We start from the raw sequence: 25,723 nt of genomic DNA, 5'->3' as shown, positions 1-25,723 counted from the left end.
TGCCCATCGGGCGCTCCGTGCCGGCCTTGCGGCTGCGTGCAGCGACCCAACCGTATGGATCATCATGCGCCGGACCGTGAAATTTCTGCTGAACGACGAAGAGTGCCTGGTCGAGGCCATCGATCCGACCTTGACGCTGCTCGACTGGCTGCGCATCGAGCGCCGGCTCACCGGCACCAAGGAGGGCTGCGCCGAGGGAGACTGCGGCGCCTGCACCGTGCTGGTCGGCAACCTGGCGGGCGAGGAACTGCGCTACGAGGCGATCAACGCCTGCATCCGCTTCCTCGCCACCCTCGACGGCTGCCACGTCGTCACCGTCGAGCATCTCAAGGCCAAGACCGGCAGGCTGCATCCGGTGCAACAGGCGATGGTCGAGCTGCACGGCTCGCAATGCGGCTTCTGCACGCCCGGCATCGTCATGTCGCTGACGGCGCTCTGGCTCGCCCATGACGTGGTGCCCTCGCGCGAGCGCATCGAGGACGCGCTGGCCGGCAATCTCTGCCGCTGCACCGGCTACGGCCCGATCGTCGCGGCGCTGGGCCGCGCCTACGAGATTGCCGCGCCGGCCGACGACGCGTTCCGCACCGGCCGGGCCGCGGTGCGCCGTCGCCTGGCCGACATGGTCGACCGGGAGGTGATCCGGATCGGCGACAGCGCCCGCGACTTCTTCGCGCCCGCCACAGCCGACCAACTGGCCGACCTCTGTCTTGCCCATCCCGAGGCGACGCTGGTGGCCGGCGCCACCGATGTCGGGTTGTGGATCACCAAGATGCTGCAGCGCCCGCGCACGGTGATCTCGCTCGGACGGCTGGCGGAGCTGGCCCGGATCGAGGAGCGCGACGACGCCCTGGTGATCGGCGCCATGGTCTCGGTCCAGGACGGGCGGGCCGCGCTCGGTCGGCTGCATCCCCAGATCGACGAGATGATGCGCCGTTTCGGCAGCGAGCAGGTGCGCAATGCCGGCACAATCGGCGGCAATGTCGCCAACGGCTCGCCGATCGGCGACATGCCGCCGGTGCTGATCGCCCTCGGCGCCTCGGTGGTGCTGCGGCGCGGTGGCGAGCGCCGCACCGTGCTCCTGGAGAACTTCTTCATCGCCTACAAGAAGCAGGACCGCCAGCCCGGCGACTTCGTCGAGGCGCTGGTCGTGCCACGGCCCCGGCCCGGCGCGCTGCTGCACGTCTCCAAGGTGACCAAGCGCTTCGACGAGGACATCACTGCCGTGTGCGGCGCCTTCCGGCTCGAGCGCGACGGCCAGGGCACGATCACGGCGGCTGCGCTCGCGTTCGGCGGCATGGCCGCGACGCCCAAGCGCGCCAAGGCGGCGGAAGCGGCGCTGGTCGGCCGTTCCTGGGACGGGGCCTCGGCGGAAGCGGCCGCCCTGGCGCTCGCCGGCGACTTCACCCCCCTCGACGACTGGCGGGCGACGGCGCGCTATCGCAGCCTGGTCGCGGCCAACCTGATCCGGCGTTTCCACATCGAAACCGCCGACCCGGCCGGCGTCCGCCGCGTCGCCGGCAACCTGCGGAGCGACGTCCATGCTTGAGCGTGCCCAACCGACCGACCGAACCGAGATCGCCGGCGGCGTGCACCAGTCCACCCGCCACGATTCCGGCCACAAGCATGTCGCGGGCGAAGCCGTCTACATCGACGACATGCCCGAGCCCGCCGGCCTGCTGCACGCCTATCTCGGCCTGTCCGACTGTGCCCGCGGCACGATCACGTCGATGGATCTGTCCGCCGTCGCCGCCGCGCCCGGCGTGGTCATGGTGATGACCGCCGCGGACCTGCCCGGCTCCAACGACGTCAGCCCGGTCGGCCGGCACGACGATCCGGTGTTCGCCACCGAGGAGGTGCTGTTCCACGGCCAGCCGCTGTTCGCGGTGATCGCGACCTCGCGCAACGCCGCCAGGATCGCGGCGAGCCTGGCCAAGGTCACCTATGAAGCCCGGCCGCCGGCGCTCGACGTCGCCGCCGCCCGCAAGGCCGGCATGGACTTCGTCGTCGAGCCGCTGACGCTGGCGCGCGGCGATGCCGCCGCGGCCATGGCCGCGGCGCCGCGCCGCCTCAAGGGCTCGATGCAACTCGGCGGCCAGGACCATTTCTACCTGGAAGGCCATATCTCCATGGCCGTTCCCGGCGAGGACGATGACGTCACCGTCTATTGCTCGACCCAGCACCCCAGCGAGGTCCAGCACATGGTCGCCCATGTCATGGGCGTGCCGAGCCATTCGGTCACCGTCGAGATCCGACGCATGGGCGGCGGCTTCGGCGGCAAGGAGACCCAGGGCAACCTCTTCGCCGCCGTGGCGGCCGTCGCCGCCAAGCGCACCGGCCGCGCCGTCAAGATCCGCCCGGACCGCGACGACGATATGGTCGCCACCGGCAAGCGGCACGACTTCGTCATCGACTACGAGGTCGGCTTCGACGACGAGGGCCGCATCCTGGCCGTCGACGCCGTCTATGCCGCCCGCTGCGGCTTCTCGGCCGACCTCTCCGGCCCGGTGACCGACCGTGCCCTGTTCCACGCCGACAATTGCTACTTCTACCCGGCGGTGCGGCTGGTCTCCGAGCCCTGGCGCACACACACCGTGTCGAACACCGCCTTCCGCGGCTTCGGCGGCCCGCAGGGCATGGTCGGCGGCGAGCGCATCGTCGAGGAGGTGGCCTTCGCCGTCGGCAAGGACCCGCTCGAGATCCGCAAGCTCAACTTCTATGGCGGCCCCGGCCGCGACCTGACGCCCTACCACCAGACGGTGGATGAGCCGCTGATCGCCCGGCTCGTCGCCGAGCTGGAGGAAACCAGCGACTATCAGGCGCGCCGTGCCGCCATCCGGGCCGGGAATGCCGGCGACGGCGTGTTCAAGCGCGGCATCGCGCTGACGCCGGTCAAGTTCGGCATCTCCTTCACCGCCACCTGGTACAACCAGGCCGGGGCGCTGGTGCATGTCTACACCGACGGCTCGGTGCACCTGAACCATGGCGGCACCGAGATGGGCCAGGGCCTCTACGTCAAGGTGGCGCAGGTCGTCGCCGAGGCCTTCCAGCTCGACAGCGACATGGTGAAGATCACCGCCACCACCACGGGCAAGGTGCCGAACACCTCGGCCACCGCCGCCTCCTCCGGCTCGGACCTCAACGGCATGGCGGCGCTCGACGCCTGCAACGCCATCAAGGCCCGGCTCGTCGCCTTCGCCGCCGCGGAATGGTCGGTCGAGCCCGACCAGGTCGTGTTCCTGCCCGGCCGGGTGCGGGTCGGCAACCAGGACATCCCCTGGGCCGAGATGATCCGCCGCGCCTATATGGGACGGGTCCAGCTCTCGGCCACCGGCTTCTACAAGACGCCGGAGATCCATTGGGACCGCAAGAGCGGCCGCGGCCGGCCGTTCTACTACTACGCCTACGGCGCGGCGGTGTCCGAGGTGGTGGTCGACACCCTCACCGGCGAGTACCGGGTCGAGCGGGTCGACATCCTGCACGATGTCGGCTCGTCGCTGAACCCGGCCATCGACCTCGGCCAGATCGAGGGCGGCTTCATCCAGGGCATGGGCTGGCTCACCACCGAGGAGCTGTGGTGGGACGGCCAGGGGCGCCTGCGCACCCATGCGCCCTCGACCTACAAGATCCCGGTCGCCTCCGACCGGCCGCGGGTGATGAACATCGCGCTGCTGCGGGACACGCCCAACCGCGAGCCGACCATCCACCGCTCCAAGGCCGTGGGCGAGCCGCCCTTCATGCTCGGCATCTCGGTGCTGCACGCCCTGTCGGACGCGGTGGCGAGCGTGGCGGACCACAAGGTCTGCCCGCGGCTCGACGCGCCGGCGACGCCGGAGCGCGTGCTGTTCGCCATGGAAGCGCTGAAGGCCGGCCGGAGGAGCTGAGATGCGCCAGGTCTCGATCCCCGCGCTGCTCGACGCGGTGCCGCATGACGGCCGCGCCGCCATGCTGGTGGAGATCGCCGCGGTGCGGGGCTCGGCCCCGCGCGGCTGCGACGCCGTCATGCTGGTCTCGGCCGAGGCGGTGGCCGGCACCATCGGCGGCGGCCATCTGGAGTTCCATGCCATCGACGTGGCGCGCTCGATGCTGGCCGAGGGCAGCGTCGGCAAGAGCCTGGACATCCCGCTCGGGCCGTTCATGGGCCAGTGCTGCGGCGGCCATGTGACGCTGTCGTTCACGGCGCTCGACGCGGCGGCGGCGGCGCGCCTCTCGGCGCGCGAGGCGATGCTCGGCCGCGAGCGCCCGGAGGTGCTGGTGTTCGGGCTCGGCCATACCGGCCGGGCGCTGGCGGCGATGCTGGCGCTGCTGCCCTTCGCCGTCACCCTGGTGGACGACCGGGCCGAGATCCTCGCCGGCCTGCCGGCGGGCTCGCCGGTACGCCATCTGGAGGATCCGGAAGAGGCGGTCCGCGACGCGCGGCCGGGCTCGGCCTTCGTCGTCTTCACCCACAGCCATGCGCTCGACTACCGGCTGACCGAGGCGGCGCTGCGGCGGGGCGACGCGGCCTATGTCGGCATGATCGGCTCGCGCACCAAGCGCAAGCGCTTCGAAGCGCATTTCCTGCGCAGCGGCGGCACCGACCGCCAGCTCGCGGAGCTGGTCTGCCCGATCGGCGGCGGCGACGTGCCCGACAAGCGCCCGGAAATCATCGCCTGCCTGACGGCGGCGGAGCTGATCCGCCGCTTCGCCGAGGCGCAGGTCCTCGCCAATCCCAGGCCGTCGGCGCTGCTGCGCGACGCCGGCTGAGCGGGCGCGGCCGCCGGACCATCACGGCCGACACTTCACACGGACGGAACGAACGATCGTGCCGGCTGCGCCGACGCGTGGCCGCATGCGCCCGGGCCGCCCCGGACCTTCTCAATCAAGACGCGACGCCGAACGCGCCGAATCCAAGGGAGAATGACGATGCCCAGCCGATCCTAGAGGTATCCAAGAGCACATTCATGACAGGTGCCACCCGATCGCCCGACACGAGATCCAGAAGATCTGGACGCGGGCCTCTCCCATTCGGACGGAGTGCAAGCCAATGCTTGAGAGACTGTTCAAGTTAAAGGAAAACGGCACGAACGTCAGGACCGAGCTCCTCGCCGGGCTCACCACCTTCCTGACCATGGCCTATATCATCTTCATCAACCCGGCCATCCTCGGCGACGCCGGCATGCCCAAGGAATCGGTGTTCGTCGCCACCTGCCTCGTGGCGGCGGTGGGCACGACGATCATGGCGCTCTATGCCAATTATCCCATCGCCCTGGCGCCGGGCATGGGTCTTAACGCCTACTTCGCCTACGTGGTCGTGCTCGGCATGGGCTATACGTGGCAGGCGGCGCTGGGGGCCGTGTTCATCTCCGGCTCGCTGTTCCTGATCGTGACGCTGACGGGCATCCGCGACATCATCGTCAACGGCATCCCGCATTCGATGCGACTGTCGATCACCGTCGGCATCGGCATGTTCCTGGCGATCATCTCGCTGAAGAACGCCGGCATCATCGCCGCCAGCCCCGCGACCTTCGTCACGCTCGGCAAGCTGCACGACCCGAAGGTGGTGCTGGCCTCGATCGGCTTCATCGCCGTCGCCGTGCTGTCGGTCTGGCGGGTCAGGGGGGCGCTGCTGCTGGCGATCCTCGGCGTCACCGTGCTCAGCTTCTTCGTGACGGACAACAAGCTGAACGGCGTGGTCTCGTTGCCGCCCTCGATCTCGCCGACCCTGTTCCAGCTCGACATCAAGGCGGCACTGACCACCGGCTTCCTCAACGTCGTGCTGGTGTTCTTCCTGGTCGAGCTGTTCGACGCCACCGGCACGCTGATGGGCGTCGCCCGCCGCGCCGGCCTGCTCAAGACCGACGAGAACGGCCGCGACAAGGGCCTCAGCCGTGCCCTGATGGCCGACAGCAGCGCCATCTTCCTGGGCTCGCTGCTCGGCACCTCCAGCACCACCGCCTATCTGGAAAGCGCCGCCGGCGTGCAGGAGGGCGGGCGCACCGGCCTCACCGCGCTCACCGTCGCCGGCCTGTTTCTGCTCTGCCTGTTCATCTCGCCGCTGGCGGGCTCGGTGCCCGCCTACGCCACGGCCCCGGCGCTGTTCTTCGTCGCCTGCCTGATGATGCGGGAACTGACCGAGCTCGACTGGGACGACCTGACCGAGGCGGTGCCGGCCTGCGTCACCGCGTTGATGATGCCGTTCACCTATTCGGTCGCCAACGGCGTCGCCTTCGGCTTCATCTCCTACGCCGCCATCAAGCTGCTGAGCGGCAAGGCCAGGGGCGTGAAGGCGGTGGTCTGGATCATCGCCGCCGTCTTCCTGTTCAAGTTCATCTACGAGGGGGCGGCCGGCTGAGCGGTTCGTCTGGGGACAAGAGGGGAGCCGGTCCGAGAACGGGCCGGCCGTGCGGGGGCGAGACGGGCAGGACCCGCCTCGCCCCCGTGGCGTTCGGGGACGGAGAGGGGCCTTCAGCCGGCGTCGAGGCGGGCGAGCAGGGCCTCGACGCTGCCGAACAGGTCGCCGGCGCCGACGAGGCGGCGGCCGCGCGCGTCGGAGGCGATCAGGGCGGGCACGCCCTCGGCGCCGAAGGCCTGCATTTCCCGGCGTGCCGCGACGACCCGGGCGCGATCGGCGGCACGGAGTTCCGCATCCGGCGCGGCGATGCGGGTCGCGGCCGCATCGAGGCCGAGCCGGGCCAGGATGTCGGCCAGCACAGGCACGGCGGTGATGTCGCGGCCTTCGACGAAGCGCGCCTCCTGGACCGCCCGCAGCGCGTCGAGCTCGCGCCGGGGCGCCTCGAGCGCCGCCGCGGTGAGCGCGAGGGTTGCGGGGCCGGAGTCGAAGGGGCGCGACGGATCGCCGAGGACGGTGCGGTGATAGGTCTCGCTGAAGCGCTGGCCGGTCAGCTCCTGGATGCGCCGGTCGTTCATCCAGGCATAGGCGGCGAAGTCGGCGTTCATCGCGCGGGCGCCCTCGCCGGAGAACAGGCCGGTCGGCGCCGGCGCCACGGTGAGGCCCGGCATGGCAGCGAGGCGCTGCACGACGGGCGAGGCGCCGTAGCACCAGCCGCAGAGCGGATCGAAGAGATAGGCGATCTCGATGCTGCGGGTCATGTCGGTCTCCATGGCGTCAGGCATCCCAGTAGGCAGGGTCGCCGAAGGCGGTGCGCAGGCAGTCGGCGAAGGCGCGCAGCTTGGCCGAAGGCCGCCGCCCCTCGGGATGGGCGACGTAGATGAACTCGGCCTCGGGCTCGACGCCGACGTCGACGACGTCGAGGCGGCCGGCGGCGATCTCGGCGCCGGCGATGAACATCGGCAGCAGCGCCAGGCCGAGGCCGGCCAGGGCGGCGTCGCGCATCATGTCGCCGTTGTTGACGCGCAGCGCAGGCCGGCCGCGCACGATCGCCGCCCCGTCGGGACCGGAAAAGCGCCAGTCGGCGACGCCGCGGTTGGTGTAGAACACGCCGCGATGGCCTTCGAGCTCGGCGAGGCTGCGCGGCGCACCGTGGCGGTCGAGATAGGCGGGCGAGGCGACCATCACCCGGCGGCTCGGCGCCAGGCGCCAGGCCGTCAGCCGCGAATCCGCGATCGGCCCGTGCCGCACCACCGCGTCATAGCCGTCGGCGCCGGCATCGACCCTGCGATCGTCGAGGTCGAGCGTCAGCTCGATGCCGGGATGGGCCAGCAGGAAAGGATAGACCGCCGGCCCCAGATGCATGCGGCCGAAGGTGACGGGCGCGGCGATGCGCAGCGGCCCGACCAGGGCGCCGCGGCGCTCGGCCAGCTCCGCCGCGGCGTCGTCGACCTCGCGGGCGATGCGTGCGGCGCGCTCCAGGAAGGCGGCGCCGTCCTCGGTCAGGGTGAGCTTGCGCGTCGAGCGATGGACGAGGCTGGCGCCGAGGCCGCGCTCGAGCTCGGCCAGGCGCTCGCTCGCCACCGACTTCGAGACGCGCAGCCGGCGCGCCGCCTCGCTGATCGACCCGGCCTCGGCGATCGCAACGAAGGCGGCAATGCCGTCGAGCTTCATCATCGTTCGGATTTTCCGGAAACGAGGTCCATCGATGGCAGTCTAATCCGAACGTTCGCCGCTTGCTATCTCACGATCGTCAGGCGGGAGCGAAAGGGCGGACGGACCGCCCCGCCCGGCCGCGGGAGAAGCATCATGTCACGTCTTCGCAACAAGGTCGCCCTCGTCGCCGGTGCCTCCTCGGGCATCGGCCGCGCCACCGCCAAGCTGTTCGCGGCGGAGGGGGCCAAGGTCGTGGTCGGCGCCCGGCGGGAGGCCGAGCTCGCCAGCCTTGTCGGCGAGATCGAAGCCGCCAGCGGCGCGGCCGTGGCCCTCGCCGGCGACGTGCGCTCGGAGGACTATGCCAGGGCGCTGGTGGCGCTGGCGGCCGAACGCTTCGGCCGGCTCGACATCGCCTTCAACAATGCCGGCGTCTTCGGCGAATCCGGCCCCTCCACCGGCGTGTCGGAAGCCGGCTGGAGCGAGGCCATCGCCGTCAACCTGACCGCGTCCTTCCTCGGCGCCAAGCACCAGATCGGCGCGATGCTCCGCAACGGCGGCGGCTCGGTGATCTTCACCTCCACCTTCGTCGGCCACAGCTTCGCCTTCCCGGGCGCCGCCGCCTATGCGGCGAGCAAGTCCGGCCTGATCGGGCTGACCCAGGCGCTGGCGGCCGAGTTCGGTCCCCAGGGCGTGCGCGTCAACGCCATCCTGCCCGGCGCCGTCGAGACCGACATGTACCGGGCCGTCAACGGCACGGCCGAGTCGCAGGCCTTCATCACCAACCTGCATGCGCTGAAGCGGGTGGCCCAGCCGGAAGAGCTGGCGCGGTCCGTGCTCTACCTCGCCTCGGACGATGCCAGCTTCGTCACCGGCACCGCCATGCTGGTCGACGGCGGCGTCTCGATCACGCGGAGCTGAAGGCCCGTCCGGGAACAAGTGCTTCGGATCGTCATGACCGGACTTGATCTTATAGGCACTGGAGCAAAGCGCGTTTTGGTGGAAACGCGCTTTGCTCCAGCTCCTTAGTTTCGACGCGTCTTTGCGACTTGACGCGATTCCGTCAAATCGCAAAACGCTCTAGGATCGAGCCGGATCCTGTCGCTCTCGGGAAGGGCGGGGCCTAAAGCGCAATCGTCAAAGCGACTCACTTGTTTCCTGGACGACGCCTCAGGGGATCAGCACGATCGAGCCCACCGTGCGGCGCGCCTCCAGATCCGCATGCACCGCCCCGGCCTCCTCCAGCCGGCGGCGCGTGATCGTGTCGGCCTTGACCGCGCCGCTTTCCAGGCGTGCGAACAGGTCGGCCGAGCGACGCTCGAGATCCGCGCGCTCGGCGACATAGTCGAACAGCACCGGCCGGATGGCCGTGAGCGATCCGGCCGCCAGATCCGACAGGGAGAAGCCCTGGATCATGCCGGAGGACTGGCCGAAATTCACGAAGGAGCCGAAGCGGCGCAGCACCTTCAGCGAGCCGCGCCAGGTGTCCCGGCCGACGCTGTCGTAGACGGCGGCGCAGCCCTTGCCGCCGGTGATCTCGGTGACGGCGGCGACGAAGTCCTGCTCGCGATAGTTGACGACATGGCCGTAGCCGTGCCCGAGGGCGAGCTCGACTTTTTCCGCGGAGCCGGCCGTGCCGATGGCGGTGGCGCCGACGGCCTTCAGCCACTGCCCGATGAGGAGGCCGACGCCGCCGGCCGCCGCATGCACCAGCACCGTGTCGCCCGGCTGGACGGGATAGGAGGAGGTGACGAGATACTGCGCCGTCAGCCCCTTCAGCATCACGCCGGCGGCGACCTCGTCGCTGATCGCGTCCGGCAGCCTGACCAGGTTGGCGGCCGGGACGGTGCGCCGCTGGCGGTAGGCCCCGTGCCGCATGACGTAGGCGACGCGGTCGCCCGGCGCGAGGCCGGTCACGCCCGGCCCGACCGCCTCGACGACGCCGGCCGCCTCCGCGCCGGGGATCATCGTATCCTGCGGCCAGGGATAGAGCCCGCTGCGGAAATAGACGTCGATGAAATTGACGCCGATGGCGGTGTGGCGCACCACGACCTCGTCCTCGGCCGGAGCCGGCGTCGCGACATCGGTCCAGACCAACGCCTCGGGTCCGCCGGGCTTGAAGGCGACCAGTCCCTTGCTCATGGCGGCATCCTCGCTCAACGCTTGACCTCGAACTCCGGATCGACCGGGATCTGCAGGGCCGTGACGATGTGGTTGGTCTGCGCGGCCAGCCCGATCACGGCGGTGAGCTCGCCGTGCTGCGCATCGGTCATGCCCTTGGCGCGCGCGGCCGCCGTGTGCGAATGGATGCAGTACTGGCAGCCATTGGCAGTCGAGACGGCGATGTAGATCATCTCGCGCACCAGGGGATCGAGCGCGCCGGGCGCGACCATCACCTCCTTGAGCTGCCGCCAGATGCGGGCCAGGGTGGCGGGGTCGTTGGCCAGCCCCCGCCAGAAATTGTTGACGAAGTCGGATTTGCGCGTCGCGCGGATGTCGTCGAACACCGCCTTGACCGCCGGATCGGCCTCGGCCTCGGCGTCGGTCCACAGTTTCACGGTCGCCATGTCTCGTCCTCCCTCAGGCGTGGGCCCAGTCCCAGTAGAGCGCGCGGGCGCGCTGGGCGAGCGGCCCGAAGGCGAGCCGCCTGTCGTCGAAGGCCACCACCGGCACCACCTTGCTCATGTTGCCGGTGGAGAAGATCTCGTCGGCCTCACGGAAGTCCCCGATCGTCAGCGAGACCTCGTGCACGGTGACGCCGGCGCCGCGCAGCAGCTTGACGACGCGCTGGCGGGTGATGCCGTCCAGGAAGGTGCCGTTCGGAACCGGCGTGAACACCTCGCCGCCCCGCGCCATGAACACGTTGGACGTGGCGGTCTCGGCGACATTGCCGATCACGTCGGTGACGAGGGCGTTGTCGAAGCCCTTGGCCTTGGCCTCGCGCATCATGCGGGCGTTGTTGGCGTAGAGGCAGGCCGCCTTGGCGTTGACCGGCATGACCTCCAGGGTCGGCCGGCGGAAGGCGGTGGTGGTGACGGAAAAGCCCTTCGGCGCCGTCATCGGGATTTCCTCCAGGCACAGGGCGAAGGCCGTGGAGGAGGCCAGCGGCGGCACGGTGCCTGCGTCGCTGTCCTCGGCCCAGTACATCGGGCGGATATAGACGTCCGTGCCGGGGGCGAACTTCGCCAGGCCCTCGCGGGTCAGGGCCTCGATGTCGCCGGCCGAGAGCGTCGGCTCCAGGCCGAGGGCGCGGGCGGAGGCGTTGACGCGCTCGGCATGCCGGTCGAGATCGGGCGCGACGCCCTCGAACAGGCGGGCACCGTCGAACACCAGCGAGCCGAGCCAGGTGGCGTGGGAGGCCGCGCCGAGAATGCGCACGTCGCCCGCCTGCCAGCGTCCGTCGTAATAGGTCCAGGTCGCGCGCTGTGCCGTCATCCGAATCGTTCCTTCATGGGGCTTCATATCTCGGCGCGCCGCGCCTCAGTGCACGGCGGCGTACATGATCCTCTCCTCCGTCGCCTCGGCGGGTGAGAACTCCTCGACGACGCGGCCCTGCCGGCAGACGAGGATGCGGTCGGAGAGGTTCATGATCTCCGGCAAATAGGAGGAAATCACCACGACCGCCAGCCCGTCGTCGGCGAGCTTGCGGATCAACTGGTGGATCTCGGCGATGGCGCCGACGTCGACGCCCCGCGTCGGCTCGTCGAAGATGACGAGGCGCGGCTGCTGCACCAGCCCCTTGCCGATCACCACCTTCTGCTGGTTGCCGCCGGAGAGTTCGACCACCCGCGCATTGGCGTCGATGGCGCGGATGGCGAGGCGCCCGGTCCATTCGGTCGAGAGCGCCTGCATCTCCCTCATGCTGACGATCGGCGAGGTCTCCCTGTCCCCGGCCAGGAGGCCGCCGAACAGGTTCTCGGCCACCGACATGGTCTCGAAGAAGCCTTCGCTCTTGCGGTCCTCGGTGACGTAGACGATGCCGTCCTTCACCGCCTGGCGCGGCACGCGGTAGCGCACCGGCCGGCCGTCGAAGGTGATGGTGCCGCCGCGCAGGAAGTCGCGCTTGAAGATGCCGGAGACGATCTTGAAGGTTTCCGTGCGCCCGGAGCCGATCAGGCCGAACACGCCGGTGATCTGGCCCTCGAAGATCGAGAAGGCGTTGTTGCGCACGATCCTGCTCATCGAGACGTCCTGCACGGACAGGACCCTGGCGCCGGGCCGGCGCAGGGTCCTTTCGTCGCGCTTCTGGTACAGCTCGCCCGACAGGGTGCGCCCGACCATGGCGGTGATGATCGAGCCTCGGTCGAAGGTCGCGGCCTGCCCGCTCGCCACCAGCCGGCCGTCCCGGAGCACGGTGATGCGGTCCGAGATCGCCAGGGCCTCCTCCAGCGCGTGGCTGATGAAGACGATGGCGACGCCGCTCGCCTTCAGGCGGCGGACCAGCGCGAAGAAATGCCGCTTTTCCTCCGGCGTCAGCGTCGCGGTCGGCTCGTCGAAGATGATGACCTCGGCGTTGTGGTGGACGGCGCGGGCGATCTCCACCATCTGCCGCTTGGCCGCGCCCAGCGTCTCGACCATGGCGGTCGGGTCGACGGGGAAGTTCAGCGACTGCAGGAACTGCTGGGCCGAGATGGTGATGCCGCGCAGCCGGTTCAGGACCTTCTCCGAGCCGAGATAGAGGTTCTGCGCCACCGTCATCGAGGGCACCAGGCTGGTTTCCTGGAACACCATGGCGATGCCGGCGTCCAGCGCCTGGCTCGGCGAGGAAAAGCGGATGTCCCGGCCCTTGTGGACGATACGGCCGGCGCTCGGCTCGACCACGCCGGCGATCATCTTGGTGAGGGTGGACTTGCCGGCGCCGTTCTCGCCGAGCAGAGCGTGGATCTCGCCGCGCCGGAGCTCGAAGTCGACGTCGCTGACGGCGGGCACGCCGCGATAGGTCTTGGTGACGCCCTCCATCCGCACGACGACGTCGGAGCCGGGGGCCTTGGCATCGGAGCCTTGCATCAGCGGGCCTCTCCGGCAGAAGCGATGTCGAGAATGCAGTCGCCGCCGCGCGAGGCGACCCAGAGCCGCCCGTCCGCCTCGACGGCGCTGCACACGCCGTGGCGGACGCCGTCGGCCCGGCTGTGCAGGCTGAACAGCGGCTGCATTCGAGCGTCCAGCCGCACCACCAGCCCGTAGGAGCGGCTGGGCGACCACGGCTTGTGCACGCCCATGGTCCGGATGGCGCCGCACTGCAGCGGCTCCAGGAAGCTCACGCCGGAGGCGAGCGCCGGCGCGATCCAGAAGCGCGGCGGCACCTCGGCCAGCATGTCGAGGCGGTAGCGCTCCTCCTGCAGGACGAACTCGATCAGCCGGTTGCGCGGCGCGAACAGGCAGAGCCAAGCGCCGCCGCCGGGGGCCGGCGCCAGCCGCGCCGGATAGCCCGGCAACTGGTCGAGCACCACGGCAAGCCTGCCGCCGCCGGCGGTGACCAGCCGGTGGCGCCAGCTCTCGGCGACCAGGGCACCGCCGTCGACAGGCAGCAGCCCGTAGGGGAAGGCGAGCCCGGAGGCGACGCGCTCGAAGGCGGCGGCGCCCGCCGGCCGCTTCCACACCGAGCCGGAGGCGCCGCGCCGCATCAGGTCCGCCGACCATTGCGACGGCGCATGCTCGGCCGAGCCGTTGGCGAGCCAGAGCGTGCCGTCGGCGGCATAGGCGAGGGCCGTGATGCAGCCGATGCCGGGCCGCGCCGCCTCCTCGCGGCCGCCGACATGGAGCTTGCCGGTCTCCAGCGCCACCGCCAGCTCGCCCGCGGGCGAGACGGCGACGGCGCTGATCGGGGCGTCGAAACTCTTCAGGGGCACGGGCGCGGCGCCGGCCGCGATGCGATGGAGCGTGTTGCCGCTGGCGGCGACGAGGCCGTCCGGGCCGGCGGCGAGGTTGTCGGCCTCGGCAAGCGGCGTCGCCGAGGGCGCGTCGTCCAGGCGCGTGTTGGGCCGGAAGGCGCCGTCCAGCGGCGGAATGGTGACGGCCTTGCCGCGGAACAGGTCGAGGATCATCGCGCCGCTCCCCAATAGGAGGACGGGCCGGTCCAGCTCGCGTCCGCGCCGGGGATGCGGTAGCGGCCGATGCGGTTGTTGAGGATGCCGCCGACGAACAGGTATCCCTTGTGCTCGCGCATCGACGTCACCATCGGATGCGAGACGCCGGCGAGGTCGCCGAGGGTGTCGAGGATGCGGCCGCGCTCGTCGAACTTGATGACGCCGCCGGTGTTGATGTTCGGGAACAGCCAGTCGTCCTGCGGCAGGCGGCGCGTCATGCGCTTGCGCATGTCGGGATGGCGCAGCGACAGGTCGAAGCTCGGCGTGCGCATGCCCAGCCACGCCATCCAGTAGCTGCCGTCCGAGGCGCGGTTGATGTTGTCGGGGTAGCCCGGCATGTCCCTGATGACGCATTCGGCGGTGCCGGCCTTCGGCCCCTCCAGCCAGTAGCGGTGCACGCGGCAGGCCCAGCTCTCGGCGAAGAACAGCGACTTGCCGTCATGGGCGATGCACACGCCGTTGGTGTAGCGGTAGCCGTCGAGCAGCGTCCTCGTGGAGCCGTCCTTCGGATCGTAGACCAGCAGGCGGCCGGTCGGCCGGTTCTCGATGGAGTCCAGCGCCCAGTCATGGGCGTCGTAGCGCTTGGTCGAATCGGTGAAATAGATGCGGCCGTCCGGCGCGATGTCGCAGTCGTTGGGGTCGCGCAGGCGCGCATCGTCGACCACCGAGGTCCAGGAGCGCGCCGTCTCGGCCGAGAGCTTGGTCACCGTCCGGTCGGGCGCGACGGCGTAGAGCCCCATGGCGCCGACGCAGGAGATCAGGGTGCCGTCACGGTCGAAGGCGAGGCCGAGCGGGAAGCCGCCGACATGGGCGAACACTTCCGACCTGACATAGTCGGGCGCCAGGAACCGGACGATCTCGCCGTGGCGGGTGCCGCAATAGAGGTGGTCGTCCCGGTCGAGGATGATGTCCTCGGGGCCTTCCAGCTCGCCGAGGCCGATGGCGGCGGCCCCGGAAAGGCGGTCGTCCAGCGCATAGGGCGTCCCCGATCCCGGCTCGGCCGACTGGGGCTCTCCCATTTTCAGGTAGACCGGCGCGACATAGACCTCGTTCAGCACCTTGTGCCGGTTCTTCAGCCAGCGGATGTCGATGGTGACGGCGATCGCCAGCATCAGGCCGAGCACCATCTGCGTCGTGCCGGTGCCGTAGCCCATGCGGATCAGGCCGTTGGTCATCACCAGGACGATCACCGCGCCCATCAGGCCCTTGACCACCGAGCCGCGGCCGCCGCCAAGGCTGTTGCCGCCGACGACCGCCGCGGTCAGCGCCAGGATCTCCAGGTTGAGGCCGGTGCCCGGGCCGACGCCGCTCAGGCGGCAGGCGACGAGGAAGCCGGCCAGGCCCGAGCACAGGCCGGAGAACACATAGGTGAGGAACACGGTGCGGCGCACGCGGATGCCGGCATTGTGGGCCGAGCGGCGCGAGCCGCCGACGGCCTGGACGTGCCAGCCCGGCCGCGAGCGGGTGAGCGCGACATGGGTGAGGAGCGCCGCCGCGAGGGCGGCGACGACGGAGGAGGAAAAGCCGAGGATCGTGCCGTCGCCGATGAAGTCCCACACGTCCGAGGAGGCCGAGGAGGTCTGCACCAGGGCGGCGAAGTTCACCACCAGGATATCGTAGACCGAACGGCCGATGATGAAGGTGACGAGCGTGGTCAGGAAGGCGCGCAGGCGCAGGAAGCCGACGAGGTAGCCGTTGACCGCGCCGAACAGCGCGCCGGTCACCAGCGCCGCGACCAGCGCCATCCACACCGGCTGCTCGAAGATGAAGAACAGGCTGACCGCGGAAAAGGCCGAGAGCGCGAAGATCGAGCCGACCGACAGGTCGATGCCCCCGCCGAGCATGACCACGGTGAGCCCGGTGACCACCAGCGAGAACTCGCCGAGCTGGCGCGTCGATTCCTGCAGCGAGGAGATCTTGAAGAAGCCGGGAATCAGCGAGCCGAACACGGCGATCGTGGCGACGAGCGCGGCAAAGGGGATGGCGTTGTCCGTCCAGCGCTTGGTCAGGATCTCGCCGATGAGATGATCGGGAATGACGGTGTGGCGCCATTCCTGATAGCGCTCGCGAAGGGACATGGGGGACTTGTCGCAGGAACGGGGAAGGGGGCGGACGGGCCTCGGGGCTCGTCTGCGAATAAGCCAGAGCGTTTTGCGATTTGACGGACTCGCGTCAAGTCGCAAAGACGCGTCGAAACAAGAAGTCAGAGCAACGAGCGTTTCCATCAAAACGCGCTTTGCTCTAGGCACCACCCTGGTGACAGGTCGCACCCAATCGACAACCGGAGCGCTCGTCCCCGGACGACGCCCTGGCCGGCGGCGTCCGGGATGGCTCGGTGACCTTACTTGGCGGCGCTCTGGGCCTGCAGGGCCTTGACGTCCCAGCAGCTCGCCGGCGTCAGGTCGGCCTTGGTCGTCGCCTTCTCCAGCGTATAGATGTAGGTCTTCGACGTGCCGGCCGGCTGGCCGCTCTGCAGCAGGAACTTGATGACGGCGTTGATGTCGCCCGACTGGCGGGCGAGGTCGGTCATGACCACCGCGCCGTAGGTGCCGTCCTCGAGCTTGTCGCAGTCGGCGCTCTTCTCGCCGCCGCCGGTCGTCACCAGGTGGATCTTGTCCTGCAGCTTGGCCTCGCGGATCGCCGCGGCCGTGCCGACCGCGTCGCCGTCCCAGAAGTCGACGATGCCGCAGATGTCGGGATGCTGCTGCAGCACCGTGGTCGCGACGTTGCGCGCCGTCGTGGCGTCCCAGTTGGAATCCGGCTTGGCGACCACCTGGAAATCGGGGTGCTTGGCCAGCACCTTCATGATGCCGGCATATTGGTAGAGGCTGGAGGCGTTGACCTGGTCGCCCTGGATCAGGGCGATCTTCTTCGACGAGTTTTCGCCGCAGCCCTTGACGACGGCTTCGGCCTCGAGCTGGCCGAGGCGATCCCAGTCGGAGCCGATGAAGGCGTCGGCCTGGAAGTTGGCGGGATTGTCGATGAGGATGACGTAGATGCCGGCGGCCTGGGCCTTCTTGAACAGCTTGGAATAGGAGTTCAGATCCGGTGACTGGACGATCAGCACATCCGGCCTGGTGTCCGAGGCGATGGCTTCGGTGATGGCCTGCGCGCCGGCCTCGACGCTCCAGTTCGGGTCGCGCGTCTCGAAGACGCCGCCGAAGCCTTCGACCTCGCGCTTGATGTAGGCGGCCCAGCCCTGGGCCAGGTCGAAGCCCATGGTCATGGGCACGAGCAGGACGCGCTTGCCCTTGAGGGCCTGCGCATAGGCCGCCGGCCCCGGGTCCTCCGCCGCGGCGGCGGGGTGTGCCAGCACGGCCGCCGCCGCGAACGCCGCCGCCGTCAGGATCGTCTTGAAGAGGTTCATCGCAGTCCTTCCCTTGCTTCCGCCTTCCGGCGTCTTCGTTGTCGCATGCCGTTCAGATGTCGCCCTGCTGCGCCGTCTGCTCGTCGCGCGGATTGAGGATGCCGTCGATGACGATGGCCGCCAGCAGGATGCTCGACTTGATCAGGTTCTGGTACAGGGTCGGAATGTCGATGATCGTCATGGCGTTGAGCAGGATGCCGATCAGCGCCGCGCCGACCAGGACGTTGCGGACCCCGCCGCGGCCGCCCGACAGGCCGATGCCGCCGATGACCGCCACCAGGACGATGTCGTAGAGCAGCGTCGAGTTGACGACGCGCGTGTTGATCGAATGCAGGCTGGCCGCGGTCAGCAGTCCCGCCACGAAGGCGATGAGGGCGGAGAGCACGTAGCGCAGCACCAGCATCGGGCGCACGGGCATGCCGGCATTGCGCGCCGCCAGCGGGTTGTCGCCGGCGTAATAGACGTAGCGGCCCCATTTCGTATAGCGCAGGAACAGGAAGACCAGCACGGCGAGGCCGGCGAAGACGAACACCTCCGCCGGAACGTCGAAATAGCGCATGCCGCCGAACAGCTCGATCCAATGGCCGCCGGGCACCGGCACGGCGTCCTGCGTCAGCAGCTGCGAGCGCACGGTGCCGAAGACGAAGGAGCCGCTGGCCAGGGTGACGAAGATCGCCGGTACGTCGGCATAGGCCACCAGCACGCCGTTGAGCAGGCCGATGGCGACGACGCCGGCGAGGGCGAGGGCGAAGGCCGGGCCGTCGCCGAGGCCGCCGTCGAGCATCTGCAGGTACCAGGCCACCGACATCGCCATGACCGCGACCATGGACAGGTCGATGCCGCGGCCGATGACGACGATGGCCATGCCGAACGCCAGGATGCCGAGGACCGACACCGAGCGCACGATGGCGATCAGGTTGTCGGGCGCGAGGAAGCCGGGAAGGGCGAGCGCGGCCGCCGCGAACAGGAGCACGGCGAGCAGGAGCACGATGCGTTCCTGGGTCAGGCCGTTCCAGCCGAATCTGCGCATGCCGTCCGCCGCCTCATGTGCCTGCCGTCCTGCGGGTTCTGGCATCCCGGGCCGGACGGGGGAAATTCAATGTAGACATTGCAGATATAACTTGTCTGCATTGCTCCGGGGCACAGGGACAGGCGCAGCCGGCGCAGGACGTCGACCCCCATCGACCGTCCGGCGGTGGAGCCCCCCTGCCACGCGTCCATAAGGATCAGACTTGGCCCGGTTTGACCAGCCGGTCCGGCGCGGCGTCTCGCCGAAATCCGGCGTGTGCCCGTCGTGGCCGGGCTGCGACGCGCCCGGGCAGCCGGGCTCAGGCCTCGAGCTCCTCCGCGCCGCGATAGCGCGCGAAGCCGCGCTGCAACCCCGGCCCGAACAGGACGACCTCGCGGGCGTCGGGCGCGGCGCCGCCCTCCCCGCCCCACCAATCTCGGGTGTTCCCGAAATTGGCATGCAGGAGAGCAAGTCGGAAACATCCGACTTGCGGGGATAGGGCTTGGGCGCGCCCTTTTCGGGACCGTGCGCGGACTTTGTCGCCCGTCAGGCGATGCGCAACCGCCTCCGCCGTCACCGGGGCCGGCCTTCTCTCCCTGCTCCCCGACCGATCCGGGCTTGCATGAACCGCGCCCCGCCCCTATCGCGGCCGGGCCCTGCCTCTGCCGGAAGCGTTCATGACCACCGCCACCCTCACCACCGACGCCCGGCAGCGGGCCGAGCAGACGGCGACGCGCGTCGCCTTCTTCGTCGCCGGCTTCGCCATGGCGGCGTGGGCGCCGCTGGTGCCCTTCGCCAAGGCGCGGACCGGGCTCGACGACGGGGCGCTCGGCCTGCTGCTGCTCGGCCTCGGGGCCGGGTCGATCCTGGCCATGCCGCTTTCGGGCGCGCTCGCGGCCCGCTTCGGCTGTCGGCGGACGATCGTCGCCGCCTCGCTGCTGATCGTCGCGACGCTGCCGCTGCTCGCCACCCTCTCCGGCCTGGCCGGCCTCGGCGCGGCGCTGTTCGTGTTCGGGGCTGGGGTCGGCTCGGTCGACTGCACGATCAACATCCAGGCCGTCATCGTCGAGCGCGCCGGCGGGCGGCGGATGATGTCGGGCTTCCACGGGCTGTTCAGCGTCGGCGGCATCGCCGGGGCCGGCGGCGTCAGCCTGCTGTTGATGCTCGGGGCCTCGCCGCTCGGCGCCGCTCTCGTCGTCGGCGGCCTGACGGCCGCCGCGGTCCTCGTCGCCGTGCCCGGCCTGCTGCCCCATGGCGGCGAGGGCGGCGGCCCGGCCTTCGCCCTGCCGCGCGGCCCGGTGCTGTTCATCGGCGGGCTCTGCTTCATCGTCTTCCTGGCCGAGGGCGCGGTGCTCGACTGGAGCGCCGTCTTCCTCACGGCGCTGCGCGGCATCGACCCCGCGCATGCGGGCCTGGGCTACGCCGCCTTTGCCGCCACCATGACCGCCGGGCGCCTGACGGGAGACCGCATCGTGCACCGGGTCGGGCCGCAGCGGGTCGTCGTCCTCGGCGGGCTGCTGGCCGCCGCGGGGATGCTGCTCGCCACGCTCGTGCCGTCCTGGATCGCCGGCCTCGCCGGCTATGCCCTGGTCGGCGCCGGCTGCTCCAACATCGTGCCGGTGCTCTACACGGCGATCGGCCGCCAGACGGCCATGCCCGAGCACGTCGCCGTGCCGGCGGTGACGACGCTGGGCTATGCCGGCATCCTCGCCGGCCCCGCCGCCATCGGCTTCGTCGCCCATGCCGCGGGCCTGCCGGCGGCCTTCCTCATCATCGCCGCGCTGCTGCTCGGCGTCGCCGGCAGCGCCCGTCGGCTCCAGGTCTGAGGGGCGCGGGCGCCAGGACCAGCGCGTGCCGGGACGAGAGCTGCATGGGCCTGCCTCGCGATGGCGCCGAAGGGAGGCGCAGCATCGGCCGCGCCTGCGGCCTCCGCACGCCGATTCTTGCCGTCGCCCCCCGGAGCGGCGATCCCCGTCCGAAAAAAGCTCGGAAATCCCGCGTCTCCCGGGAAGGACCATCCAGCAACCGGCCTTCCCGCCGGGAATGACTCGCCGCCGGCCGGATTAATATCCGGCCCGTGCCGCCTTGCGCGCCGAGGCCATCGCGCCGCCGGGCGGCCGAGAGGGGAGACGTCCATGAACGCCAGAACGGGCCATGCCCGCGCCGCCGGCGGCGATGCGGTACCCGGCCGCCTCGCCGACCCCGGCCTGCTGCGCGAGCGCGCCTATATCGACGGCCGCTGGACCGCGGCGCCCTCCGGCGCGACCTTCGCGGTGCGCGATCCCGCCACGCGGGCGCCGGTCGCGGCCGTCGCCAGCCTGCCCGCCGCGGCGGCGGAAGCCGCGGTCGCCGCGGCGTCGCGGGCGCTGCCGGCCTGGAAGGCGCTGCTGCCTCAGGAGCGCGCCGCCCTGCTGCGCCGCTGGTTCGAGCTGATCCGGGCGGCGCGCGAGGATCTCGCTTTGATCATGACGGCCGAGCAGGGCAAGCCGCTGGCCGAGGCGCGCGGCGAGATCGACTATGCCGCCTCCTTCGTCGAATGGTACGCGGAGGAGGGCCGGCGCCTCAACGCCGAGAGCGTCACCAGCCACCTGCCCGGCGCCGAGATGCTGGTGCGGCGCGAGCCGCTCGGCGTGGCGGCGCTGTTCACGCCCTGGAACTTCCCCTCGGCCATGCTGACGCGCAAGGCCGCCGCGGCGCTCGCCGCCGGCTGCACCGTGGTCGCCCACCCCTCCAGCTACACGCCGCTCTCGGCCCTGGCCCTGGCCGAGCTCGCCGAGCGGGCCGGCCTGCCCGCCGGCGTCCTCAACATCGTCACCGGCGAGGCCGCCGCCATTGCCGGCGTGTTCTGCGCCGATGCCAGGGTGCGCGTCGTCTCCTTCACCGGCTCGACCGAGATCGGCCGGCTGATCGCGGCGCAATGCGCGCCGACGGTCAAGCGCCTGGTGATGGAGCTGGGCGGCCACGCCCCGCTGATCGTGTTCGACGACGCCGACGTGGAGAAGGCGGCCGGCATCGCCCTCGACGCCAAGTTCGCCACCTCCGGCCAGGACTGCCTGGCCGCCAACCGCATCTATGTGCAGCGCGGCCTCTATCCCGCCTTCTGCGCCGCCTTCGCCCGGCGCGTGGCGGCGCTGAAGCTCGGCGCCGGCCTGGAGGCGGACGTCGACATCGGCCCGCTGATGCACGAGCGCGCCGTGGCCAAGGCCGCGGCCCATGTGCAGGATGCCCTGGCCCGCGGCGCGCGGCGCCTGGTCGGCGGCGAGGCCGACGGCTCGCTGTTCTACCCGCCGACCCTGCTGGTCGACGTGCCGGACGAGGCGGCGATCATGCGCGAGGAGACCTTCGGGCCGGTGGCGGCGGTGACGCCGTTCGACACCGAGGCCGAGGCCATCGCCCGCGCCAACGCCACCGAATACGGCCTCGTCGCCTATGTCGTCACCCCCGATGCCGGCCGGGCCCTGCGCCTTGGCCGCGCCCTCGACTACGGCATGGTGGCGGTCAACCGGGTGAAGATCACCGGCGCGCCGGTGCCGTTCGGCGGCGTCAAGCAGTCCGGCCTCGGCCGCGAGGGCTCGCGCCACGGCCTCGAAGCCTTCACCGACCTGAAATACACCTGCCTCGATCTCGCCTAGAAGGAACCCGCCATGCTCGACCGCGCCGTGCCCGACAACGAACTCACCGCCTGGGACCGCGACCACTTCTTCCACCCCTCCACCCATATGGGCCAGCATGCGCGCGGCGAGACGCCGAACCGCATCGTCACCGGCGGGGAGGGGGTCTACATCGTCGACCGCGCCGGCAAGCGCAGCCTCGACGCCTTCGCCGGGCTCTACTGCGTCAATGTCGGCTATGGCCGCAAGGCGATCGCCGACGCCATCGCCGAGCAGGCGGCGGCGCTGCCCTATTACCACGCCTATGTCGGCCACGGCTCCGAGCCCTCGATCCGGCTGGCCAAGATGATCATCGACCGGGCGCCGGCCGGCATGAGCCGGGTGTTCTTCGGCCTGTCCGGTTCGGACGCCAACGAGACCAACATCAAGCTGGTCTGGTACGTCAACAACGTGCTGGGACGGCCGGAGAAGAAGAAGATCATCTCGCGCTGGCGCGGCTATCACGGCTCAGGCCTGATGACCGGCAGCCTGACGGGCCTGGCCGCCTTCCACAACCTGTTCGACCTGCCGCGGGCCCCGGTGCTGCACACCGAGGCGCCCTATTACTACCGGCGGGCGGACCGCTCCCTCAGCGAGGAGGCGTTCTCGCAGTTCTGCGCCGAGAAGCTCGAGGAGATGATCCTGGCCGAGGGCCCGGACACCATCGCCGCCTTCGTCGGCGAGCCGGTGCTGGGCACCGGCGGTATCGTGCCGCCGCCGGCCGGCTACTGGCAGGCCATCCAGGCCGTGCTCGCCAAGTACGACGTCATGCTGATCGCCGACGAGGTCGTCACCGGCTTCGGCCGCCTCGGCTCGATGTTCGGCTCGGACCATTACGGCATGAAGCCGGACCTGATCACCATCGCCAAGGGCCTGACCTCGGCCTATGCGCCGCTCTCCGGCGTCATCGTCTCGGAGAAGGTCTGGCGCATCCTGGAGCAGGGCTCGGACACGTTCGGCGCCATCGGCCATGGCTGGACCTATTCCTCGCACCCGCTCTGCGCCGCCGCCGGCGTCGCCAACCTGGAACTGGTCGACGAGATGAAGCTGGTCGACAACGCCCGCGAGGTCGGCGCCTATTTCCGCCAGGCCCTGGCCGACGCGGTCGGCGGCCATCGCCATGTCGGCGAGGTGCGCGGCGAAGGCCTGCTGGCCGCGGTGGAGTTCGTGCGCGACCGCGACGACCGGGTGTTCTTCGACGCCTCGGAGAAGGTCGGCATCCGCATCTCCGCCGCCCTGCTCGAGCGCGGCGTCATCGCCCGCGCCATGCCCCAGGGCGACATCCTCGGCTTCGCCCCGCCGCTCTGCCTGACGCGCGAGGAGGCCGACATCGTCGTCGACGCGACAAAGCAGGCGGTCGAGGCGGTGGGGGCGACGCTGTAGGAGAGCACGATGGCCTCGATATCGGCCTCAGCTTCCGGCCGAAGACGGAAGCTCATCGTTGGCCGCGCTCGATGATTTTGGCATCGAGCTTGGCCTTGATCCTGGCGAATGCGTCTTCGCCGTCGATCGCCGGGCCGCTGGCCATGCCTTCGTCCCACAGGCGGCGCAACTCGTCCGTGGCCAGTTGGCGCTGCGAGCGGCGGAATTTCCAGTCGCGCAATGCCTCGCGCATGACCTCGCTGGCCGATGCGTATTCGCCGGCTTCGACCGCCTCGCGCACCATGGCCGCCATTTCCGGCGTGAGGGCGACGCTGACTTTCTCGACATTCGCCATGGGCAGGTTCTCCTTATGTGCTCACGGTAGGCAGGTTTACCACCAAAGACAAGATCGCGGCCTCTGGCCGCGAGTGTCGGGGGGAGTCGCAGTCCCTCCATGCCGGTACATCGCCGTGCCGCAAATCGAAGCGGAACGGCTCCCGCCCATCTCCATCTCATCCCGCCCCGCGTCCCGCCCGCCTCGGAGCGGGATCCAGTGTCGCGGCCGCCGTTCCTCGTCTATATCGAGGGCAGGCGATTCCGTTCGAGGATCGCACGCGGTTCGCAAGGATACAGGGAGAGCCCCATGAAGACGTTCCAACTCCTCACCGGCGCCGCGGTTGCGGCCATGCTGCTGGTTTCGGCCCAGGCCGCGCGCGCCGACATCGTCATCGGCCTGATCGCGCCGCTGACCGGCCCGGTCGCCGCCTATGGCGACCAGGTCAAGAACGGCGCCCAGGCGGCCGTCGACACCATCAACAAGGGCGGCGGCGTCCTCGGCGAGAAGCTGGTGCTCAAGCTCGGCGACGATGCGAACGACCCGAAGCAGGGCGTCTCCGTCGCCAACCTGATGAGCGGCGAGGCGGTGCGCTTCGTCGTCGGGCCGGTGACCTCGGGCGTCTCCATGGCGGTGTCCGACGCGCTCTCCGAGAACGGCATCCTGATGGTGACGCCGACCGCGACCTCGCCCGCCCTCACCACGCGCGGCCTGACCAACGTCTTCCGCACCTGCGGCCGCGACGACCAGCAGGCCAAGGTCGCCGCCGACTATGTCCTGAAGACCCTGAAGGGCAAGACCATCGCCGTCATCCATGACAAGGGCACCTACGGCCAGGGCCTGGCCGACGCCTTCAAGAAGGGCATCAACGAGGGCGGCGTGACCGAGGCGGTCTACCTGACGCTGACCCCCGGCGAGAAGGACATGTCGGCGATCATCACCCGCCTCAAGGCGGCCAACGTCGACCTGATCTATTTCGGCGGCTACCACCCCGAGGGCGGCCTCCTGGCCCGCCAGCTGCGCGACGCCGGCGTCAAGGCGACGATCATCGGCGGCGAGGGCCTGTCCAACACCGAGTTCTCGGTGATCGGCGGCGAGACGGCGGAGGGCACGCTCTTCACCAACGTCACCGACGCGCTGAAGAACCCCGACTCGGCCCCGGCCGTCGCCGCGCTGAAGGAAAAGGGCATCCCGCCCGAGGCCTTCACGCTCAACGCCTACGCCGCCGTCGAGGTGCTGAAGGCCGGTATCGAGAAGGCCGGCAAGGCCGACCCGGCCGCCGTCGAAAAGGCGCTGCATGACGGCCTCGCGGCCAAGACCGCGATCGGCACGCTGACCTACGACAAGAACGGCGACCTCTCCTCGCCGAGCTTCGCCGTGTACAAGTGGCACGATGGGAAGATCGTCGCGGCGGAGTGAGGGGATGAAGCTGGCGCGGGGGATGCGGGAGCGTCCGCCGCGCTGGGGGCTTTGGGAGGGGCGTTTCCAAAGCACAAATTTGGTGATTCTGGCCGTGAGACGCTATTGTCTGCAGTTGGCCCATCGGCAATCGTCACTGTCCGCGTTGCGAAATCTGCAATGCGCTCCATCTCGGTCACAGCTTGCGCCGGCGGCACCCGTAAGCGGGCATTGGCCGCGACAGCGTGATCTTCACGCCATGTCATGCCGCCTGACGTTTAAGAGATCGGTCGGAATGAACTCAATTAGCCCGTCTTCGCAGATCCAGCTGTGAGTAACCCGATTTCGCTGCCCTCTCGATCGGCTAACCGATTGAATTTGTTTGCCCTGCTTGGCCCCCAAAACCTGAAAACCGTTGTAGTGAAGACCTTTGGGATTCCCCCAAATGGCATTCTCATGGAGAATGCTTTGTTATCCGCCTCGCGGTCTGAGAGCGAAAGAAGAGCGAGGAGCGCAATGCAATAGCTGCGGAACTG

The 25,723-nt window shown here is 70.1% G+C and carries 20 protein-coding genes; 9 read left to right on the top strand and 11 right to left on the bottom strand.

Features of this window, described 5'->3' with window-relative positions:
- Positions 1-64 precede the first annotated feature (64 nt).
- The 4 genes from xdhA to AC27L4_RS06105 all read left to right on the top strand — a co-directional run bounded on the left by xdhA (position 65) and on the right by AC27L4_RS06105 (position 6,331).
- Positions 65-1,546 (top strand): xanthine dehydrogenase small subunit, encoded by a 1,482-nt coding sequence (gene xdhA / locus AC27L4_RS06120; RefSeq protein WP_487141165.1) that lies wholly within the window; start codon positions 65-67, stop codon positions 1,544-1,546.
- Entirely contained in the window at positions 1,539-3,881 is a 2,343-nt protein-coding gene (xdhB, locus tag AC27L4_RS06115) for a xanthine dehydrogenase molybdopterin binding subunit (protein ID WP_487141163.1), read from the top strand. Before xdhA ends, xdhB begins: the two co-directional genes overlap by 8 nt.
- A 1-nt stretch (position 3,882) precedes the next feature.
- A complete protein-coding gene (gene xdhC / locus AC27L4_RS06110) occupies positions 3,883-4,743 on the top strand; it encodes a xanthine dehydrogenase accessory protein XdhC (RefSeq protein WP_487141162.1) in 861 nt (286 codons plus the stop codon).
- Positions 4,744-5,023: 280 nt separating this feature from the next.
- On the top strand, positions 5,024-6,331 hold the full coding sequence (locus tag AC27L4_RS06105; RefSeq protein WP_487141161.1) for an NCS2 family permease: 1,308 nt from the start codon (positions 5,024-5,026) through the stop codon (positions 6,329-6,331).
- A 113-nt stretch (positions 6,332-6,444) separates the two neighbouring features.
- Here AC27L4_RS06105 and AC27L4_RS06100 read toward each other — a convergent pair whose 3' ends face one another.
- Both AC27L4_RS06100 and AC27L4_RS06095 read right to left on the bottom strand, forming a co-directional pair.
- Entirely contained in the window at positions 6,445-7,089 is a 645-nt protein-coding gene (locus AC27L4_RS06100; RefSeq protein WP_487141160.1) for a DsbA family protein, read from the bottom strand.
- 16 nt (positions 7,090-7,105) lie between these two features.
- Positions 7,106-8,005: a LysR family transcriptional regulator gene (locus AC27L4_RS06095; protein WP_487141159.1), complete on the bottom strand. Its 900-nt coding sequence runs from the start codon at positions 8,003-8,005 to the stop codon at positions 7,106-7,108.
- A 132-nt stretch (positions 8,006-8,137) separates the two neighbouring features.
- On the opposite strand from AC27L4_RS06095, the gene AC27L4_RS06090 reads away from it, so the two are divergent.
- Positions 8,138-8,902 (top strand): SDR family oxidoreductase, encoded by a 765-nt coding sequence (locus AC27L4_RS06090; RefSeq protein WP_487141158.1) that lies wholly within the window; start codon positions 8,138-8,140, stop codon positions 8,900-8,902.
- Positions 8,903-9,151: 249 nt separating this feature from the next.
- Here the strand turns inward: AC27L4_RS06090 and AC27L4_RS06085 are convergent, their stop codons facing one another.
- The 8 genes from AC27L4_RS06085 to AC27L4_RS06050 all read right to left on the bottom strand — a co-directional run bounded on the left by AC27L4_RS06085 (position 9,152) and on the right by AC27L4_RS06050 (position 18,464).
- Complete coding sequence (locus tag AC27L4_RS06085; RefSeq protein ID WP_487141157.1) at positions 9,152-10,123, bottom strand: quinone oxidoreductase family protein; 972 nt, start codon at positions 10,121-10,123, stop codon at positions 9,152-9,154.
- Positions 10,124-10,137: 14 nt separating this feature from the next.
- Positions 10,138-10,548, bottom strand: a complete 411-nt coding sequence (locus AC27L4_RS06080) for a carboxymuconolactone decarboxylase family protein (RefSeq protein ID WP_487141156.1) — start codon at positions 10,546-10,548, stop codon at positions 10,138-10,140.
- A 13-nt stretch (positions 10,549-10,561) separates the two neighbouring features.
- Positions 10,562-11,416: a branched-chain amino acid aminotransferase gene (locus tag AC27L4_RS06075; RefSeq protein ID WP_487141155.1), complete on the bottom strand. Its 855-nt coding sequence runs from the start codon at positions 11,414-11,416 to the stop codon at positions 10,562-10,564.
- A 45-nt stretch (positions 11,417-11,461) separates the two neighbouring features.
- On the bottom strand, positions 11,462-12,988 hold the full coding sequence (locus tag AC27L4_RS06070) for a sugar ABC transporter ATP-binding protein (RefSeq protein WP_487141154.1): 1,527 nt from the start codon (positions 12,986-12,988) through the stop codon (positions 11,462-11,464).
- Positions 12,988-14,025, bottom strand: a complete 1,038-nt coding sequence (locus AC27L4_RS06065) for a hypothetical protein (RefSeq protein ID WP_487141153.1) — start codon at positions 14,023-14,025, stop codon at positions 12,988-12,990. The genes AC27L4_RS06070 and AC27L4_RS06065 overlap by 1 nt, the downstream gene beginning before the upstream one ends.
- Positions 14,022-16,145, bottom strand: coding sequence for an ABC transporter permease (locus AC27L4_RS06060; protein WP_487141152.1), 2,124 nt, complete (start codon positions 16,143-16,145; stop codon positions 14,022-14,024). The genes AC27L4_RS06065 and AC27L4_RS06060 overlap by 4 nt, the downstream gene beginning before the upstream one ends.
- A gap of 263 nt (positions 16,146-16,408) precedes the next feature.
- Positions 16,409-17,434: a sugar ABC transporter substrate-binding protein gene (locus AC27L4_RS06055; RefSeq protein WP_487141151.1), complete on the bottom strand. Its 1,026-nt coding sequence runs from the start codon at positions 17,432-17,434 to the stop codon at positions 16,409-16,411.
- A gap of 52 nt (positions 17,435-17,486) precedes the next feature.
- Positions 17,487-18,464 carry an ABC transporter permease gene (locus AC27L4_RS06050; protein ID WP_487141150.1) on the bottom strand — a complete coding sequence of 326 codons (978 nt, stop codon included), beginning with the start codon at positions 18,462-18,464 and terminating at the stop codon, positions 17,487-17,489.
- Positions 18,465-19,120: 656 nt separating this feature from the next.
- Between AC27L4_RS06050 and AC27L4_RS06045 the strand changes: the two genes are divergently transcribed.
- The 3 genes from AC27L4_RS06045 to AC27L4_RS06035 all read left to right on the top strand — a co-directional run bounded on the left by AC27L4_RS06045 (position 19,121) and on the right by AC27L4_RS06035 (position 23,476).
- Positions 19,121-20,269 carry an MFS transporter gene (locus tag AC27L4_RS06045; RefSeq protein ID WP_487141149.1) on the top strand — a complete coding sequence of 383 codons (1,149 nt, stop codon included), beginning with the start codon at positions 19,121-19,123 and terminating at the stop codon, positions 20,267-20,269.
- Positions 20,270-20,578: 309 nt separating this feature from the next.
- Positions 20,579-22,075 carry an NAD-dependent succinate-semialdehyde dehydrogenase gene (locus AC27L4_RS06040; RefSeq protein ID WP_487141148.1) on the top strand — a complete coding sequence of 499 codons (1,497 nt, stop codon included), beginning with the start codon at positions 20,579-20,581 and terminating at the stop codon, positions 22,073-22,075.
- A gap of 12 nt (positions 22,076-22,087) precedes the next feature.
- Positions 22,088-23,476, top strand: a complete 1,389-nt coding sequence (locus AC27L4_RS06035; protein WP_487141147.1) for an aminotransferase — start codon at positions 22,088-22,090, stop codon at positions 23,474-23,476.
- A 52-nt stretch (positions 23,477-23,528) separates the two neighbouring features.
- On the opposite strand, the gene AC27L4_RS06030 is transcribed toward AC27L4_RS06035, so the two are convergent.
- Positions 23,529-23,810 (bottom strand): type II toxin-antitoxin system ParD family antitoxin, encoded by a 282-nt coding sequence (locus tag AC27L4_RS06030; protein ID WP_487141146.1) that lies wholly within the window; start codon positions 23,808-23,810, stop codon positions 23,529-23,531.
- 288 nt (positions 23,811-24,098) lie between these two features.
- Between AC27L4_RS06030 and AC27L4_RS06025 the strand changes: the two genes are divergently transcribed.
- On the top strand, positions 24,099-25,208 hold the full coding sequence (locus AC27L4_RS06025) for a branched-chain amino acid ABC transporter substrate-binding protein (protein ID WP_487141145.1): 1,110 nt from the start codon (positions 24,099-24,101) through the stop codon (positions 25,206-25,208).
- The last annotated feature ends 515 nt before the right edge of the window (positions 25,209-25,723 follow it).

Source organism: Labrys sp. Lb11 (genome assembly GCF_057554225.1).
This window is presented reverse-complemented; position numbering and strand designations above follow the sequence as displayed.